We start from the raw sequence: 20,483 nt of genomic DNA on the forward strand, positions 1-20,483 counted from the left end.
TTGACCTTTATTTGAAAACAATGTTCGGATTTCCATATAAGTGCATTGCAGCCCAGCCAGATGGTGCATAGAACCCATGATGCTCATTATAGCCTTTTAATGCTACTGAATAATTTGCCAAGTGTGTCGCTTTACTTACAATATTACCTTCAAAAATTGACTCCATAAATTTTGTTAACCAATTTCCAGATATAACAGGATTTAAACTCCAAGCGGGTGCTATTACTGCCCGATAGCCTAATGAGAGAATCTCATGAGTGAAAGCAATAAGTTTTTGAGCATATATTTCTTGTGAGATAGATGCCGAATTGCAGACAAAAAGTATTGCTATTTCTCCTTTACCGAAAAGTCTTTCAATACCATTTTTTTATTATTGCGTGACCTTCGGAATGCTTGGTATAAATTGTCCTAAAACCTTCAGTACCCTTTCCCCCGTGAGCTAAAAAAACATTAATGTTTGACGACAAAGGTTTATCGGGCAACACATTCTCATAAATTTTACCATTATACTTTTCAATTACAGGTTTTAGCCTTTCGTGACTCATTGCAATAACAATGTCTTCATCTACTATAGGTATCCAAGCCTCTAAAGTAAGCTCACTTACCTTCATTTCACAGTCTAGACCATTTTTTATATACCATTCTAAAGATACAACATTTGCTATTGGTAGGTGAAAGGCAAGAAAATCGTAACCGCTTTTCTGAATAAGTTCCTTTATTAATTCTTCGTGAAACCCAATATTCCTTTGGATATTATTTGAGCACTGCAACAGGTTATGAGGAAATGACGCAATGGATAGGCTTGTAGAAATCAGTAATTCTTCAAAAGGTTCATTAAAATCCAAACGGGCAAATGATAATTCACTTAGTAATTTGCAATATTCTTGTTCTTGGATATTTATCGAGAAATCTCCTTTATCATCAAAATAGAATTTTGAAATGTTGTTTAACCATGAATCCATTTCTTGCATTTTCCATCCGGTTAACCGATTAATTTGGATTTTTTTTTCAGCAGAGATTGTTAGCGCATAAACGTTGTTAAAAACTTGAAATATCCAGCAAAATAACTGGCCATGCTTCAAATTTAATTTTGAAATAATCTCTGTCGAATAGGTTCTTAGTTTACTCAAGTTTTCAATGTATTCTACAGATACAAATGCTGCCCCTTCTGGATTCGGTTCCTTACTAATAAAAGTAAGAGTATTATCATTTAGTACAATTCCAGCAAGTAGTAAATTGTCAATATCTAATGGATTTATTGATAAACTTGCTACGCTTTTGGCTAATAATTCAAGTTTATTAAGTTCCGAAGTAAAGTCATCTATATACCTTGTTTCAAAAACCTTAGCTAAAGTGTCATGAAATATGGCTTTAGTTGTAACATCAACAGGAAAAAAAATACTTTCCAATGACTCCATTGTTTTCTTATCAATTTCCTTAGAGAGTCTTTGAAAAAAAACATCAAATTGAGAAATGTCTTTAATTATTTGCTTTGACTGAAGAGCCTTAAGATTGCATATAAAAACCCACCAAGGAAGCGCTCCCTTTTGCCCATATTTAATAATCGAATCAATATTTTTGTTTAAGAAATTTTTGGCCTCATTTATCGTATCATCAATAGCATTAATAGAGTTCATTAATTTAGAATTAAAATGACTCAAAGTAAATTTATGGAGATCGTAGTCTTCAAGCTTCAATGGCTTGAGCGCGGCATAAATATTTTCTGCTACTTCTACAAATCCAAAATCTCGAAAGAATAGCATACTGCTGTATAAGCTGTCAATAATTTGATATTTGCTAAGATTTGAAGAGGCCGATAGAGATGATATATAAAGGCAACCATAATAAGAAGCATCAAAAATATTGTTCTGCTTAATATAGCATCTAAATAAACAGTTCCAACCTAGTAGAGGTGGTCTTTCATTTTTAAATGAAAAGTCTAAAATCTCTTCACAAACATCTCGAGCCTTCTGGTAATTGTAGTTATAGTTTAATAAGTCAACAAAATTTAAACAGCCTGCCGTGATATACTTTTCATACTTTTTCTTGCTTTTGGATAAGTTTATAAAAACTGACAAAAAAAGATAATTATTTACCAACTCTTGTTCTGAACAATACTTTAACTCAAGATTCGAAAGCAATTCGAGCAGGTATTCGATTAGATTCTCTATTTCTTCAATTGTCAGATTATGTGCGAACTCAGGATTTGCCAAACTTAATTTAGAAAACTTCTTAGAATCTAAAAGCTGATAAAAATGTTTTCTTGCAACTTCATGATCAACGTTGTACATGTTATCAGTCTTTGTATCATCTTCAACCCTTTTCTTTACTAATTCGTTTACCAAGTTATTATAAGCAAAAATTAGCTGTGACCTGCCAACCGTACCTGTCCTTTTAAATATGTTTACAACGTCTATTCTATTACTTCGATCACTTGAATCAATTGCAATAAAACTAAATATCTGAGGTAAAATATAATTTAATTGTTCCTGCATTTTCTTCTTTACAAAAGTTTCATTAGCCGATTCTTCAAAATAAAAAAGTTGTTTCAAGTAATATTCAGCTTCATTAACCAAAAACCAAATTGAAGACTCTAGTGAAATAAATTCGTATCCATCGCGCATGATTTGAGGAACCATTTCATTATGAACAATAGAAAATTCTTTCGCTTTCATCAATTTTCTAGTTTCAACAATAGGGAGAGGATCGAGGCAAAAACTTCGAAAATTTGAAGCAAATTCCTTTTCAGAATTGTAATATTTTAGATACGACACCTCTTGAGAAGAATTTTTTCCTCCTTCCGAAATGACCATACCCTTTTTAAACTTACCAACTTTCATATAGTTCTTTATTAGATAAGAATCAAGAACAAACACCCCTTCAATGTTTAAACCACTTAGTGAGGTATGATTAGTTGCAACAATTCCAATTATACTTTCAATTTTCAAATCTGTTAACTTATTAATATTGCCATTAATAAGCCTACAAACTTCATTTACTTCAGTTGCAGCTTTACCAAGTTCATTTAAACCAGTTGCATAGTCATTTGAATCAATGCAATAATTAAACACGCACGATTCAATGATAATTAATGTGGAGATCGTTTCATAAACTAATACTGTATTGCTTTTCACTCCCAATTTATTAATAATTGTAGCATCAACTTTCTTAAGCTTATAGTTTTCTGAAATGTCATGGTTAAGTTCCATTTCTAGAAGCTTCGAAAAAAAACGGGATTGTTTATCAAGCGAAATAACATTGTTAATAATATTATCTACTTGATATGTTAGATGTCCTTGAGCAATGGGTGTAAAAAGAAAATAATATGATCCGTTGATCCTTATAAGGGGTTTTTTCCAAAATTGAATTTCATCGTGCAATGTCTGACTCACAGTATTAAGAAGAACTTCAATAGTTTTTCTATTCAAAGAAGTCGCTGAAACTAAATACTTGATTAATCCAATTACTTCCACTTTTATGGGAATAGCATCACGATTTTGAGTCCTAACCGCATTTTCTATGATGGATTCCCCTTCAATACTTACAAAAAAATGCCTTAGAGCAACGATAAAGTCAAAAACTTCCGTAATAGTAATTGTAGTTGCAAATTTTAAAGGCTTTAAGTGGAGGTGAAAGTAAAAGGCAGAAAGCACCGAAAGGTGCAAATCGGAATGTTTATGCTCTTTTCCATTGTCATTAAGCGTTACATATATTTTACCTTTTTCAATTGTTGTGTGTGGAAGTTTGATAGTCTTCTTTGGTATTGTAGAAGCATATAGGCTAGATTCATAGATTAAATTATCTCCACGTTGTTTGCCGACAGACTTTATTGCACTATAAGCAACTGGATTATTCTTGAATTTTATTGTGTTATTGCTCTTTTCTAAATCACCGAATTCCTTTCTGTAAAACTCAACGGCTGTTTTAATATTTACAAGTAAGTTAGTAGTAATCATCAGCTTTCTAACTAGAGAAATTAATTCTTCTTCTGGTATTTTTCCCTCTTGTATATCAGGTTTTATCTTGATGCTTAAAATCAAATTAATAAGTTCATTACATACATCGGTATTAATATCCAGAGCATCTTGAATACCTATACTTTCACCAAAAACATTTTTAATCTTTGAACCACGGAACAAGTCAAAGTGAGTGCTATTATTCGCTAGAATTTCTTTCTTTTGTTCAGATACTAAGTTTTGATATTCAAAATTAGATATAGCTAATATTTCCTCTATTAAAGTAATTTCATCTAAGTTTATTTCAATTATCAAAGTTTCTATTTGAAACATTAATTCTTCATAAAAACTATTTAGCTGAATAATTATTTCAATAATTTCGGTACAACTTTTTTTTTCGATTATATTATAAGTCTTCGAATAATATTCTAAATCTAGTGTCAAGAGTTCGTTAAGCCTCTTTAAATTAAAACTATCGCTAAATGGATTGGCCTCATCATTACCTGAGATTGTTCGCTGAATTATTTGTTTTGCTGAAATGTTATACTTTTCCATATCGATGTTTTGTTAACTAAAGAATGAACTCAATAAGAATTCATAGTAGTTAAAATTATTTATTATTGGCTAAATCCTGGATATACTGATAAAGAAGAATATTTTGACTATTTAGAATTTGAGAAAAAATTTGGAGGTCAGGGAATGTTCACTAAATATTCAGGAAAGGAAAAACTGAAAAGATTTAATGTAATAATACAATTTCTTCATTAGTGGCAGTCAAATTAAAATATAGAGAGCATAAAATTATGAAAACCAAGAAAGAATTAAAGAAAGAGTTAACCCGCCTCACAAGAGAAATTAAAATAAATTCTATATCGGACATTGACACAGAAGATAATAGGAAGATAAAGAAGACCATAAAGAAATTAAAGCGCATTCTTAAAGAAATTTATGATGTCTAACTAACTCACTGCAATGGTAGTTCAATATTTTACTCCTTCACGAACTTAGTATTAAACTCTCCTTCCCTGCTCTTAATTTTTAGGTTGAATATCCCACTAGGTAAATCACTCAATTTTAGTGACCTATTATTAATTCCCTGTTTAATTTCAAACTCTTGAGATAATAAGATTTCTCCCAAAATGTTGGTAACAGTTAAAATCGAGTTCAAATTATTGTTTGAAAATAGCTTTAAGTTAAATGAACCATTATTTGGATTGGGATATAGCGATGCTGCCAATTTAGCTGTTGGATTATAATCTAACCCCAACACAATTTGAGTAATCGCATCATAAACTAAGGGCTTGTCCTCAATATTTCCAGCACTGTCAGCTGCAATACTATAAAATGCATAGGTACTATCATATGCACCGTGAAAATATGAGCTAGTATTAGAGTTATCAACTAACCATGGCAAGTACATTCCTCCATTTGTTGAAACATAAACCGAATAATCACGAACTCCGGAAAGGGTGTCACTTCCGCTCCAGGAAACAAGAAACGAATCAACAGAAGAAACGGGAAGCAAGGAACCCACCTCGCTGTGCGGTTTTTTAATGTCAACTATGTTTTGCCAAACTCCAGTATAAATCGGAGGATTAAAATCAAAAATAATGGTTGCTCTATTGAGAATAATATCCCCAGTTTGAAGTCCCTCCTTTGTCTTCACGGTGTATGACACATAACCTTGTCCTTTGGGAGAGGCTGTATCTGGAGGTAGAAAACCATCCAACACATTTTCAGTAATTTGGTTCGTTGTGGGGTCAATGGTATTAAATACCCAAGTAATTATTCCTTTAGTTGTGTCAATATGCGCTGTTACTCTAGCCTTCACTCCCATTGTACCAATGAAATCAAAATCTCGAATAAATGATTTGGGTAAACTCCCAAACTCAATGCTTGTATCTCCAATGGTAACAGAAGTAAAACCAAATGTGGAAACATCAAATTTTGTTTTATCAAGCGTATCAATTACTGTTACTGTTTGCGCTGCTGCATTAGCTGTGGTATCATTTTGAAAACCGATGGTATAAAAATACGGTTCATTCAAATTTAAAAAGTGATTGTTACTACCAGAACCCGGACCATATTTTTCATTTGGGTCAAATGAATTTACAACAGTAAACGATTGAATACTTTTGCATCTTTGCTTAAATGCTTTAATACAACTCGATATTGTAGATGCTGATTGCAAGCCTATATTAACTGCTTCAGAAACTTTGCTAAATTCTTCCCAATAAGTTAATACTGATTTAGTTATTTTAAGTAGCTTTGTTTCAGGCACAATTGTACCAAATGAAGCTGAGGCACAACTACGAATTAACTCTAATCCGCTATGTACCTCTTCGGTTAAATTAATTATTCCTTTCAGCCCTGCTGCTGTTTCTGTCGCCTCTTTAGAACTTATACCTACCCATTGGTGAAATATAGAAGAAAGTCCTGTAGCACATTGATTCCAATCATCTAAATCTAAAAAATCTATAACTCTATTAGAAACAAAATCCACTATACCATCATAACAATCTGTAAGGTTGTTACCTGAAGTGGTTCTATGTAGTAAAGATGTAGATGCCAGCAACGGCTTATCAGCAAAAACTTCAATAGTATAGTGCGAACCAAGCGGTGTGGTGGTAGGAGGTAAAATAGTAAATTGAATTGTTTCCGAACTTCTTGCTATTATCCGGGGTATTAAGATTGCCGTAAAGCTTCTCATCGTTGTTGAATCCAAAAATGTAGTAGGGATGCTATCCCAAATTATATTGAGTGAATCAATTGCCGGAATATTATCAAGAGAATATTCGGGATTCACAAATTTAATTTTTGAACCGGGTGGCAAACCTGTAATAAAAATAGGAACAGCCGCAAAATCATTATATGTTTTGTTTTGGCAAATCAATGTATATTTTTGACTAAAACCGAAACGCAAAATCCTAGTATTTCCCACAATTGATATAGCCATAGCAGAATCATTGGGTGAAGAAATAACCTCAAATCCTTGTGGTAGTATCAATGTATCTGTAGGCGTAATTACTTCAACATCCCAATATCCTGTTGCAACACCTGTTAAATTGAGTGTGGTTCGCATTAAAGTATGACTCAATAATAATAAAGTATCCCCTTCAATATCTGCTTCACCTATTTTTTTTAATTTAAATTTAGTACCAGTAAAAAAACCACCTCCTTTTATTTCAACTGTAACGGCTCCTGCATTCCCTCCGATGTTAGGTGAAATAGAGTTTAATCCCGTAATATCAATTGTTTCACATAAGGTATTTCCTGAAGGAGTGCAAACATTAAACACAGTTAAGCATGTATTAAAAATACCTGCTATAACATAAGAATGAAACGGATTCGCAATATTGCTTGTATCTCCATTACCAAAATTCCAATGATACCGTGTTACATTTTGTGAGGTGCTAGAAAAGTTTAAATCTCGATTATCTTGAACATAATTAAAATCAGCCAATGCACCAGCTATTGTGCAAACATTAAAGGTTCTGTCTAAATAATCTCCCCAATGCCCTGCAGTATTTTTTACTCTAATGTATAAACGATGAGTACCAAGCGGCAAAGAATCTGTATTTAAATTTACAATTGTATTTACAGTATCAGCCTGTGTAAAACTAAAAGTAGTTGCATTTCCTATACCTGGGTCAGAATCAATAAACCACTCACCACTTGAAAGCTTCGGTTGTGATTGTGAGTTTAGTGGAGGTATTACATAAAATAACCTCCCTTCAAAAGTGCTCCATATACCAATCGCATTTTTTACTCTAATAAACATATAATGGAAGCCAGATGATAAACTTCCCATACTCAAATTTACTGCCTGATTTACTGTGTCACTTGACGAAAATGCAATGGATGTTCCATTGCCAAATCCCGGGTCGGTATCCACAAACCACTCACACGATGAAATTGCTGGTTGCGAGGAGGATGCGGTTAACGGTGGAATAATATAAAACAATCTTCCTTCAAAATGACTCCATAGTCCAACAGAGTTCATTACACGAACATACATAGTATGGAAACCTAAAGATAAAGAAGATATGGAAACATTTATTGTCTGTGTTACAGTATCTGCTGCTGTAAAACTAAATGAAGTACCACTACCTATTGCAGGTGCTGTATCAAAAAAATATTCACCTTTAGTAAGCGTTTGCGCCTGCAAACCCAGCCCATATAATAACAGACAAAGCACTATTATGATTTTTTTCATAATGAATATTTTAGTTTGTTAAAATTAGTCTTGCTTACGAGCCTTAAAATTTACATTTAAAGTCCCTGCCGGCACTATAGTGGCATTCATAATATTCATGTCTAACATTTGGGGTATGGCTGGCATTGGAAAGTAACGATAGCGAGTATTGTCAGGATAACCTTCAACAAAAGGCGAACTTCCCCCATATATACCAATATCGGTTCCGTCTGTACCAAATAATAAACATAGCGAACTCGGCTGCAAATTAAAATTTGTAAAAGGGGCTGCCGAGGGTTGCGTTTGAGAGTAATTATAAAGTACTGTAGTTGTTGTTGTATAACTAACAAATAATGGGTCCTGATTTAATAGGTTATTACCACCTGTATTTGTACCATAAATAATATCGGCAGCGGTATAAGCATGAGCAGTACTTACAATACTATTATTTGATACGCTGCAGTAATTATTAGAAGCAAGACAGGAGGTTGAAAGAGTATTGTAAAAAATATTATTTGAAATGACTGCGCTTCTATTATTAGTAACCCCATAAAGTATAACATTATTAGATAATATCCATGAACCCAAAAACTCATCGCCCAATCCGGTAACCCACCAAAGTATATTGTTTTTAAAAACACAATTTCTAATTTTACCATTCCCTCCCGAACCCGTTATATTATAAATTACATTGTTGTAAAACAATATGTTATTATGAGCAAGTGCAGACGTTGTCGCTCCCTGATTAAAGTAAATATTGGTAATCTTGCATCTTGTGATAGTTACGTCACTAATACCTGGAATTGTGGAATAATTACCGGCATTAAGAGTTAAAGCCGTTATTTCACAACCAATTATTTTAGTTCCAGATGCCGTAGTTCCTCCAATCCCACTTGTGCCTAAGATTAAAGCGCTTAACTTCGTTGGAAAGGAAAAGTTCTTATTCGGCAAGCCTCCAGCACCAATTATGGTTAATGGCTTATTTAAAGTCACTGCAACAGTTGTATAGTCAATTGGAGAACCATGCATATATAAGGTATCTCCACTGGATGCTGCCGCTATCGCGTTATTTAAGTCTGTATATTGTCCTGGACTGTTTGCGGCATCACTCAATGTTAAGACTGTAGCCTGAGCCATTGATGCAGGAAAAAATAATACAAGGATTAAGATTGTTGCTTTCATGAGGTTTTAATTAAATTGCTAGTATTACAAACATAATCAATCTTTTAACAAGACCAAATCAGCTTAACAATCAACCAAATTTAACTAAGCCAACATATTCTCCAATTTATTCTTCCACTTCACCCAGTCCGGCATTTCTTTCGTTTGTAGGTCTATAAATTTCTGTGTGTGTTCATTGTATACCAAATGACAGAGTTCATGCAAAATAACGTATTCAATGCACGCTGTTGGGGCTTTTAATAGTTCGGGATTGAGAATAATCTTTCCTTTAGGGGTACAACTTCCCCATCTTTTGCTCATTTCTTGAATTAAAATCCCGGTGGGTTCCACTTTGAATTTCCGGAATCTTTGGATTAGAGGCACCTCTCTCGAGCAAGTCTGCCGACTTGTGCGCTGTTATAATTTATTTCAGCAAATACTCAACTTAGCTCAAGAGCACTTGAAAATAAATACCTTCATCAACATACATCATTGATTAAGGAATAATTTCCCTTAGTAAAAAAATTAATAAATGATCGATCAGCGATGGAAGGTTTGCCAATGTCAAATTCTTAGGAATCTGATCTCCAACAATAATCAACCATTGCAAATATTTAATTTACTATGTTTTACGTGAATTCTATCGACCGAATGTCGAACCAGTATTGTCTAGAAATAGAGACTATTTTGAGTTTGAAGAAGATTTAATTATTCACTAAACATTTTTTAATTCTGTAGCTTGTATCCTCTAAACACCTCTCTATGTTCAATTTTTTCAGGACTAGAATAGTTAAGAATTGTTTTACTATCTGTAATTTAAGCTAATTGAGTGCCAATAATAAATATAATTGTCATATTAAAATTTAACTTTTCCTACTTGCTATATCATTTTTACATATAAACTTCTAAATTAGCTGGCTAAAATGTTGATAAACACGATGAATCAAATATTTTTACCATCCCTTTTAAGTTTAAACATTCGTAACTTTTCTTTGTATCCAAACAATGGAGGGCTTGACTTTCATTACGACTTTAAAAATGGATTGAACCTATTTGTTGGTGGTAATGGAACCGGTAAAACAACTCTGACGAAACTTATCAAGTTTGCTTTAATCGGGCATTACAGAGAACAGACAGACACTTCTATTTACAAAGGAGTTGAGAGAATAAAACGACCTGAGTATCCTAAAAATTATTATCGCAACAGAATGGATGACGGTTTCGCAAATAATAATTTGGCAGAAGTTACTCTCACTTTTAATATAAACAATTCAGAGTTCTCAGTTACCAGAAATCTATACGACATTTCTCTTACCAAAGCAACAGTCAAGAAATCTGGCAAAACAATAAAATTAGAAGGTGTAGTAATTTCTCAAGAGAAGTATGAGAAACTCTCTGAAAAGGAAAAGCAAAAACATCTTCAATTCAAATATGAGGAGTTGGTAACAGAAGCTGCACAGTTTGGAAGTTTTGACGGCTTGATATTTTTTGTAAACGAGATTTTATATTTCGGAGAAGACCGAAATCTAATTCTTTGGGACTGGAACATTCAGGAAGAATTATCAAGCAAATATTTCAATGACCCTGCTTTAGATACGAAGCGTTCTAAACTTAAGTTGAAACAAAAAAACTTTGATACACAGGCACGGCAAACTTCGGAAGAAATCAAAGCAATCACCGATGCTATTAATCAGGCAGAAAAAGCGGGTTCAGATAAAAATTTATCAGGCAAGGATGCTTATGTTTCACTCAATGACCTCAAAACTAAACTGGACAAAGAGGAAGCAAAAATTCTGTCCTTACAGAAGGAAAGAGTTGAATGCACCGAGCAGAGAAAATATTTGAACTCAATGAGAATTAAAATCTCTCAACAACTAAATGAACTTGAGAATGACATCAAAATTGAAGAAGGTAAAGTTCATGATATAATTTGGCGGAACAAAAATCCAAAATACGAAGTATATCAAAAACATTTAAAAAACAATCGTGCCTGTCCAGCATGTAATCAAGCATTGTCAGATAAAGAGTTTTCCAAAGTTTATGAAACAGGTGAGGATTGTTTCGTTTGTCACAAACCTCTTAAAAGCAATACTGCAAAGAGTCCCAAACTTTTGAAACTTTCACAGGAGCTTGAGAAGAAACAGAATGAACAAGTAAATACAGAAAGAAAAATTACGGAAATTGAAAAAAAGTTAGACGATTTAGATTCTGCATATAATAAACTTGATGTTTCAGTTTTCAATTTGAAAACTGAGATAAGGAAACTTGATTTTGAAATAAATCAAGACCAATCAAAAAATAAAGGGAAAGAACCAAGCCCTGATGATTTCAAACGAAAACTACAATTAGTAATAAAAGAGCTTGAAGAAAAGAAGAAGAAGTATCAAGAAGAAAGTAAAAACTATGGAGACGAAGTTGCTAAAATCAACAAGCAGATGAATGATATGCAAGTGAAAATAGTATCAGAGCTATCAAAAATATTTTCAAAGTTTGCAAGCAATTTCTTGGGGATAGAATGTGTTTTGGTAAACGAAGATGTAGTAGTTGAGAAAGGAAGGAGAATTAAAGTCTTTTTACCAAGAGTTGGAAAAGAGATTCAGCCGAGAGAAGAGGAAGAAGCATTTTCAGAATCACAACGATTCTTTGTTGACCTTTCTTTTCGTATGAGTTTACTAAATTACTTCTATAAAGAGCCAGCTTTCTTTATCTGCGAAACTCCCGACAGTAGTTTAGATATTTCATACGAAAGAAATGCGGCAGAAGTATTTTTAGAATACCTGAAACAAAAAAATGCTCTTGTGATAACTTCTAACTTAAACAACAGTGATTTTCTTTCTTACATTTTAAAAAACGCACCTGATAAAAACCACATCAACCTTTTAAAGATTGGCAGAATTTCAAATATCCAGTCTGACAGTAAAATATTAATTCAGACAAATGAAAAAATAGAAAAATTAATTTATGACAGAAGATAAATTTAAAACCGAAAAAATAAATGGAGATGTAGTTTCAATATTACAACTCACATCAAAAATTGGTTGGAAAGAAACAAGAGAACTTTCCATATTGAGAATATTATATCTCACTTCAATTCTCTTTCGTTTCCGTTATCCTAACGACAACAATCCTTTTGAAGAAGATTATGAATTCACTGTTGATTCAAGAGGACCTTACAATGACAAGGTGATAAACAATTCACTTGTGTGGTTACTTTCAAACGAGATGATAAAGCAAAGTGAAAGTCAAAAAGCATATAGTTTGACTAATAAAGATATTCCATTCATAGAGCAAATACCTAATTTCAATACAAAGCGCGAATGGATAGATGCAATAATTCACATTCTTGGAATATATGGCGAGGATAATATTTATGACTTTGTTTTCAGAGATCCTGAATATCGCGATACTGTTGACAGGCAATCAACAAAAACAATTAATCTTTCTGAATCAAATAAAACAATAGAAACACTTCACGAATTTCAAAAAGCATTTATTGAGGCATTGGGAGACAAAGCAAAAGACCTAAATCCCAAAGATTATCTTGAAATGTATTTTGAATTTATCTTCAGTAAATATCTAAAAGGGAAAAACTAACATGAGCAATTTTAATTTTAGTGGCTCTGAATTTTCCCATTTGATAAAATCTAAAGAGTGGGAAATTATTGAGCAGTCAAAAAATAAAATCTTAAACGATAAAAATTTTCCAATCCTAAAGGACTTTTATCTCAAGAATTTTTGGATTAGTAGAGCAAATCAAAAAGACATTTTCATTTTCAAAATCTCCAGAGAAAACCTTCTCAATATTCAGCTTGACAAAGTTGAAGATGCTTTAAAAGGAGATATTACAAATGCTTTAAAGTCAACCAACTTGCTTAATCTCAGTTCTGATTTTTCAGTTCTTAATTCTGAAAACATTGCTCACGATAAAACACAAGAACTTAGACAGCACTTAGTAGAATCTTCCAAAACGGGTATCTGTTATTTTCTGTTTGGTGAAGAAGGAATAAATACTTTCATCAATGGTCACGAAACAGGTGATAACATTTTTTTAACAACACAAGACCTTCTTGAATATTCAAAGAAGTTTAAAATAGAGGAGATAAAAAAAGCGTTTGAGAAATATAAAAATCATCATCTTTCAAGAGACAATGTTCGTGTCAAATTTTTTGAAAGTAAAAATGCAATAGTTGCAATTTTTGGTGAGGCAAAAACTGCGAATTTTAAGGCCAATAAGAACCTATTAAGAAATTCTCCCGAAAGTTTATTTAGAGATGATTTGATTGACTTCCTTAATGAAAATGTTCAGGCAAGTTTCAATAGTGAAATGGAACTTCTTTCAAGCAGAAAACCAATTGATATTTTTACTGAGAAGAAAGGGAAGCTATACTTTTTTGAAGTGAAATGGCTTGGAACAAGCAAGCATGCTGAAAAAGATGAAGAAATGGCTACTCCTTATGTGGGTAATCATGCGAACAAGCGTGCCAATGAGGGTGTAATTCAAACATTGGAATACATTGAAGAAGTAATTGAAAAAATGAATCGTGATTTAAAATGTGGTTACTTGGTAATATTTGATGCAAGGAATGATAGGCAAGCTATTGTTTATGACGATGTTAACTCCGTTCCAGATAATTTACGGAAGTATCACAATGACAAATTTGATAAGGTTGATAATTTGGAAGTTGATAATATTCACCCGGCTTATTAAGAAGTCATAACAATTACGCTTTCCCGTAATGACTTGATAGTTTCTTTTTGCTGACTACTTGGTTTCAGTTGTCTTGCTTCACGAATTTCATTTATAGTAAAGCCGTGAGTTTCTGCTATTGCAGAGACAATTTCATCAACTTTTATTTCAACTCCATAGTAAGCAGAGTTTGCAACATTGAAAAACACTTTTTTGTTTGGCTGCATCTTCAATCTTAATTGAGCAAATAGCGTGTCCATATCTTTGAAGTAACCCTTTATCATTGTCGGCAAATCATCATTCCACATTTCAACTTTCTTAGAGTTAAGTTTTTTTAAAACTCTTTTCAGTTCTGTAATTTCCAATGCTTCAATTTCGCCATGCTTCACTTGCACATGAGAAATAAAAGTATTGTGCCGAAGTTGTTTTAATTCTTCATAGTTTTTTACCAAGTCAAGTATCCAAAGTTCTGCCAAGTAAATATCCGTGTAATCTCTTGAGTTGAGATAAGGAGGTGAAGTAATTACCAAGTCAATACTTCCATTAGGAATTTGAGAAATAGAATTTCTCACATCTCCGTGAATACAGTATCGTAAATTTTCAACCGTACTTTCAATCGTTTCTAATCTTTCAATATCGGGTTGAATGAGATTTGAAAGTTTGTCTAAAAACTTTTTATGAACTTCCCTTCGTTTCGTTTTTCTTTCTTTCCAATCTTCCTTGTAAGACAAACATTTTCCATTCCTGTAAACATTACTGACATCAAGTAAAATTGAAGCAAGTGCAATTGAAAACAACTTTCTGTATTTCGCATCAGTAAGCATACTAACAGCATATTTTATGTCAAGTATTCCATTCATTACACCAATATCAAATACCCATTTTGTTTTTCCTTTGCGTGGTTGAAAAGTTTGAGCAAGTGGTGGAGACAAAAATTTTCTAATTGGTTGTATAGGTCCATTCAAAAATTGTCCCACAGTAATCTGGTGGTCAATGAAATCCTGAAGGTTGTATCCCCTTTCTAATTTAACAGTTGCCAACAAGTGCATGAAAGGACTAACTTCAAAAGAATAACAATTGATTCCCATTCCTTGAAGTTCAACTGGTGTCGTTCCGCTACCTGCAAAGGGATCCAATGCAAATTGAGGTTCATAATCAATTTCCTCAATTATGGTTGTAATAAATTCTTTGGAGTAACCTTCAACAAATGGATACCATTGATGAATAAATGCAGTCTTATTTTTATTAAACTGCATTATTGGCCGATACACTTCGGTAAAGTCAGTCAACAAATATGTTGTCAATTCAGGCAATGTTTTAAGAATTTACTGCGAACCTACAAATTAATGCCCAAAAATCCACTAAAACACGGTTTATTCTATTTTTTAGTACTATAAACTTAATTAAGATACAATGAACACAGCAAATTTTATTGAGAAAAAAAGAAAGGGAGATATAGGCTGCATCTTTTATATTATCTTGAACCCGGTATTTGAATTATAAAAAGCCCTCCTTTGCCCTAAACAAGAGCTTCGGAGGGCGAATGTGTAGTCAATCGAACAAATGCCAATCCACCGTGATATTGATAACCTATTCGGTTTAAAATCTTCTTCTATTATTCAAAAATGAGTAAATTATTAAAAGAGCTTAAAATCACTCCACCACAAACTTCTTCTGAAGCCGCACACCATTTACATCGCTTAAAACAATATAAACTCCGGGTGCTAAATCAATTTGAGGTTTGATGACGATCCTGTTTTCTTCTTTCGAAACAATTGCTGCACGATATACACTTGATCCTTCTGAACTAAAAATAAATAAATCTACCTTTTGATTTTTATCTTTTATTCCGTTAAGTTCAACAGAAAATTCACTATGGTAAGGATTAGGGTTCGGGTAAACATTCATAGATAACATCGCAAGGCTTGGACTTTCAGCTTCAAGTGAATCAATATACCTTGAGTAGTTGGAATTAGTTGTGATGCTACATGAATCACCATAAGCTTCCCATTGCCCTGCATAATACCTAACCTGCACATAATAAGTTTGGTTAGCCAAAATTGTACTGCCCGTTTGATTTGCCCAAGAAAGAATGAAGAAGTTGTTAGAGTTATTCCTGTATATCTCGCGAGTGCGATAGCCGTTACTGAAAGTTCCTGAAACTTTATACTGATAATTTGAAGCACCATAAATTGCATCCCAATATAAAAAAGTTGATCCTGAGCTGATTGAAGTATCGCATTGTGAAGTCTGCAATTTAGTTAGGGGTGCGGTTGGCGTGGTAAGGGTGCACGCACTACCATAAGGCAGCCATGCACCTCCAACAGAAGCAGCAGCTTCAATTGAATAGATTGTTCCATACTTTACCCCTCCCGGAGAAACTGCCGGATTAATAGAAGTAAATCTGAAAAAGCTGTTTGAATTGGAGGTTTCTATAGTATTGTTATATCCGCTTGCAGTAATGTGATAGCGATATTGTGATGCCGAACTAATTGGCGTTACATAAAATATATCGTTTAATGTTGTCTGATTTGTATTGCAATAAGTTGATGTTAAGGAAGTAGTTGGAAGTCCTGAAACATTCACCACGCAAGTTGGGCCAAATGTTCCCCATTCACCCGGTCTGCTGCCGTATGTTGAGTTAGTACTGCCAACTAGGGCGCGTACTTTTACGTTGTAATAATATCCATACCTTACCTTAGGAGTTATTGCAGCCATATCAAGACGCAACTCATCAACAGAATTAAAGGTAGTGCTAGTAGTATCATACACATAAGAATTAGTGGTGTCGTTCTCCACAATTTTATACTGATACTTTGTAGCTCCTGCAATGGGAGTAACATTAATTAACTCATGCTGGTCTGTTACAATATAATCGCACAATCCAGGTGTTGAGGGATTATCAACTAATTTGTTTTGCGGAAAAGCAGAAAGTGTTACAGGACAAGAAGCACCATAAGGACTCCAGATATTATTCTTCTTATACGAAACAGAAACATTGTAAGTATAACCATAAATAACACCGGGAGCCTGTGTTATTGGATAAAAGCTGGTGTTTGAGTTAGAAGTTCCATGCTCAAAACTATAACCCGCTTGCGCACCGGTACCTACGAACTTGTACTTATAATTGCTAACACCCGAAACACTATACGCGTAAATTAAATTAGCCGAGCTCAAGGTCGTATTGCAATAGGTAGTATCAACTATTGTCACTTGTATTTCCTTTATTTGTATATCATCAATATAAATGCTTCCTTGATTTGCAGGGCTGGTAGCCCAAAAGCCAAAATAAATCTGTCCTGAACTAGTTGCGAGATAATCAATTGCGGAATCCTTGTGGTAAGTTGTGCTGCTGCTAATTCCATTAAAAAGAGGTCCATCTCCCAAAAGTGTAGAAGCATCGGCACTTGTACCAATATAAACTTTATATGTTTCAGTAATTGTGCCACTTGCAATTCTATCATACCAACTTACACGATATGCGTGACCCTTCGTTACATTTATTGGCGGGGAAAAAAACCAATCATACAAGCCAGTTGTATTATCAGGGTTTTTATCTATACGCATATGGTTGCTACCACTTCTTGGGACAGCAGTGCTTGTGTACCAATTACTTGTTCCTAAACCATCATAATTCTCTATAGTTATACCACACGGTACAGCCGGCACACTTGCCCCTTCCAGACCTAAATTAATTGTAGTAGAGAGTGTCGGAGAAACAGCCTGCGAAGCCCCACAGGTAAAGGAATCTATATTACAGCCCAAAGTTTCTACACCAAAAAAGTCATAAGGTGCCACCGAAAAATAATACTTTGTGCTTGCTGTAAGAATTGGCAATGAGAATGTGCTTATATTTCCAACATCTTGACCGTTAATAATATTGGAGGGCAAAGATCCTCCTGCATAAGACGTTCCAAGATAAATTTTATACCCGGCCACGCAACCTGTAGAAGTTGTCCAATTTAACACTGTTGCAGTTATGCAGCTTGTATTGCTTGCAGTAACGGCAGGGCAAAGGGGTGATGGCTTAACATGCACCAAAAGACTATTGGAATTGCTTACGCCACATGCATTTGTTGCTGCACAATACACATTTATCCAACCAGTGGTTATTGTATCAAAATGAGCATAAATAGAATTATTGTCCTGTGTAAATGTACCACTTGTTAATCCCCAGGTGTAGGAAACAGGGTTGTTGAGCGTGTCTAAAACTACGGTATAAGCACTGCTATCAATACAAACAAGTGTAGAGCCTAAAACAGTTGGATTTTCCGGTTGCAGGTTTATTACCACTGGGTCTGATGTGCTAACGCAGCCTGCTGAATCAGTCACCCTAACCGAATATGAGCCATTGGCAATTGCTTGGTAACTTGGAGCACTGTAAAATGGGATATCAACACCATTCTTAATCCAAGTATAAGAAGCAAAGGAATCTGTACTTAAACTATCATAACAATTTACAAATTCATTGTTTTGTGAATAGATAGTCGGAGTTGAGATTGTGTTAACTGCATATAACGAGAAGACTGTTGAGTCTCCAGTTGGTGCACTATCACACCAAAGTTTTACAGTATAACTTCCGGCAGTTAAATTCGAGACAGTATAATTATTCGCGGAGTCTCCAATGTAATCAATATTTGTACTATCATTGTGGTAATGATATTCATGACCAGAACAAGTAACCCAGTTAGAATAGTATTGAATATTCACGCTGCCATTGTTAAAGTTAGGACAGGTTGGCTCTGTAAGTTCTAAAACTTCGAAATGGTCAACAGGAGTATTAGATTGGCAAAAATTAAATATAGAATATTCTTTCCGTAGTCTCACATGGTCAAAAATCCCTTTTTCTACTGTTACGCCATTTGCTTTATATGAAGTTATTTCCGCTTCAACAGTAATCGTGGTAAGGAAAGGTACTGTAGTATCAGGTGGTGTTAAGGCGGGATAATTTAATAACGAACGTGATGTTTGACCCATGATTACCTGACCATTTTTATACCATTTGAATGTTGTATCACTTACTGTAGTTATTCCTACATCAAATTTATATCCTGTGATACCGGACAAATTTCTGCAAGGAGAAATGGTGCAAGTATGCAATCCTGTGTTGATTACCTCATCAACTTCATCCTGAAAGTTAAGAGAAAAGGTTGGTGATTTACAAAGCCAATAGGCATCCCTGTCAAGGTTCGTTTTTAAATAATAAGTTGCATCTGGCATGGTGCTATACTTAAACCATGCGACACCAAGTAGCGTATCAGAATAGAGAATATTTCCTGTAATGTGCGCTGTATCGCCAGAAATTGGATCAACACTTATGGAATCCTCTGTTAACTGTTTCATTGTTAATCCAGTATGAAGGACAGGATAAAGAGGATCTGTCACTACTGGATTATATGGATTGGTAACATGTGTATAATAATATTCGAACTTTGCCGTAACAGAATCTATAGGCCCATGCCATAGAGTGAGATCTGTGGCATAGTGATATCCACTCTCATAATCAAGATAGTCACCAAAATAATTTTGTTGGCTGACTGCGTTTCCCGAAAGGCTTCCAAATAGAGGTATAATCACAGTCGACTTACTGTTACGAGAAAAATAATATAACCGCGCACCCTTTTGCCTGTCTACCAAGAAGAATGCATTCGTGGCTGTCGGACTTGTTTTTACAATGTCTTTGCCATTGATATAATATTCAATATATAACCAATCTACATTTCGGTCAATCGAGTCTGCTTGAACTTCTGGTATTGCAGAACCTCCACCTATAGCAGCAGGTACTTTTGTTAAATCTCCAATGTAAGTTGCAGTATATTGTATTCGTGTATTCCGATAGTCATTTTTTAATGACTTCATATATCTCAACCCTTTCAGGTAAAAATCCCTCCAGTTTATAAAAGCATTGGGAGAGGGATTGCCAGCGGCCCAATAATCTGATTCCCCAAATATAACATCAAAGTATCCAAATGGCTTGTAACCGGATGTAACAGAATAAAACTCATTAAACTTAAGAATGTTTTTAAAAAAAAGATTGTCAGTATATACAGGTTGGCCAGCACTATTAGTTGAATCACCAAACGGTGTATCTCCTGCAGCAATATGTTGAATCCCCATATTCCTGCACGTACTTAAAAAACTAGCGAGATGCATATATTTTCGATCCCTGCTGCTGCTTGCAGAATCCAAACCACACGAAATAGAGTCATTTTTAATAAAGAGATATGTCCCACTCCCGTAAGTTATTCTGTCGAGACTTTTTAAAATCAGGGTTTTAAAGCCATGATTTAGAGCATACGTTATAAGATCCTCTTCGCGCTCAAAAACGGTGTCAGCATTCTCATCTACGTTATAAATAGTGAGCCCAAAATAATCCACAAACAACGTTTTTTTATCGTTGTTACCTACTATAGAACTGAAGCAGTCAGTTACAGAAAAAAAGATACACGCAAGGCAAAATAGTTTTAGAGTTTTCATTGGGAGG

At 34.1% G+C, this 20,483-nt stretch carries 10 protein-coding genes; 3 read left to right on the forward strand and 7 right to left on the reverse strand.

Annotation, left to right across the window (positions count from 1 at the left end; translation table 11 throughout):
- Positions 1-7: 7 nt before the first annotated feature.
- The 5 genes from IPP32_14550 to IPP32_14570 form a co-directional block, all read right to left on the reverse strand.
- Complete coding sequence (locus IPP32_14550; GenBank protein ID MBL0049303.1) at positions 8-358, reverse strand: CHAT domain-containing protein; 351 nt, start codon at positions 356-358, stop codon at positions 8-10.
- A complete protein-coding gene (locus IPP32_14555) occupies positions 354-4,511 on the reverse strand; it encodes a hypothetical protein (GenBank protein ID MBL0049304.1) in 4,158 nt (1,385 codons plus the stop codon). Before IPP32_14555 ends, IPP32_14550 begins: the two co-directional genes overlap by 5 nt.
- A 433-nt stretch (positions 4,512-4,944) precedes the next feature.
- The gene (locus tag IPP32_14560; GenBank protein ID MBL0049305.1) at positions 4,945-8,172 is read right to left on the reverse strand and encodes a T9SS type A sorting domain-containing protein; all 3,228 of its coding nucleotides are present in this window, start codon (positions 8,170-8,172) and stop codon (positions 4,945-4,947) included.
- A 24-nt stretch (positions 8,173-8,196) separates the two neighbouring features.
- Positions 8,197-9,333, reverse strand: coding sequence for a right-handed parallel beta-helix repeat-containing protein (locus IPP32_14565; protein ID MBL0049306.1), 1,137 nt, complete (start codon positions 9,331-9,333; stop codon positions 8,197-8,199).
- Between the two features lie 84 nt (positions 9,334-9,417).
- Entirely contained in the window at positions 9,418-9,633 is a 216-nt protein-coding gene (locus tag IPP32_14570) for a M48 family metallopeptidase (protein MBL0049307.1), read from the reverse strand.
- 617 nt (positions 9,634-10,250) lie between these two features.
- Here IPP32_14570 and IPP32_14575 point away from each other — a divergent pair.
- Genes IPP32_14575 through IPP32_14585 form a run of 3 tightly spaced genes read left to right on the forward strand, consistent with a single transcriptional unit; the run spans position 10,251 to position 14,020 of the window.
- Positions 10,251-12,287 carry an AAA family ATPase gene (locus IPP32_14575; GenBank protein MBL0049308.1) on the forward strand — a complete coding sequence of 679 codons (2,037 nt, stop codon included), beginning with the start codon at positions 10,251-10,253 and terminating at the stop codon, positions 12,285-12,287.
- On the forward strand, positions 12,274-12,906 hold the full coding sequence (locus tag IPP32_14580) for a hypothetical protein (protein MBL0049309.1): 633 nt from the start codon (positions 12,274-12,276) through the stop codon (positions 12,904-12,906). The genes IPP32_14575 and IPP32_14580 overlap by 14 nt, the downstream gene beginning before the upstream one ends.
- 1 nt (position 12,907) lies before the next feature.
- Positions 12,908-14,020, forward strand: coding sequence for a hypothetical protein (locus tag IPP32_14585; protein ID MBL0049310.1), 1,113 nt, complete (start codon positions 12,908-12,910; stop codon positions 14,018-14,020).
- Here IPP32_14585 and IPP32_14590 read toward each other — a convergent pair.
- Together IPP32_14590 and IPP32_14595 are read right to left on the reverse strand one after the other, a co-directional pair.
- A complete protein-coding gene (locus IPP32_14590; GenBank protein MBL0049311.1) occupies positions 14,017-15,255 on the reverse strand; it encodes a site-specific DNA-methyltransferase in 1,239 nt (412 codons plus the stop codon). The two genes, IPP32_14585 and IPP32_14590, sit on opposite strands and share 4 nt — an antisense overlap.
- Before the next feature lie 397 nt (positions 15,256-15,652).
- Complete coding sequence (locus IPP32_14595) at positions 15,653-20,476, reverse strand: hypothetical protein (protein MBL0049312.1); 4,824 nt, start codon at positions 20,474-20,476, stop codon at positions 15,653-15,655.
- Positions 20,477-20,483 lie beyond the last annotated feature (7 nt).

The organism is Bacteroidota bacterium (assembly GCA_016721765.1).
Lineage (GTDB): Bacteria > Bacteroidota > Bacteroidia > UBA4408 > UBA4408 > UBA4408.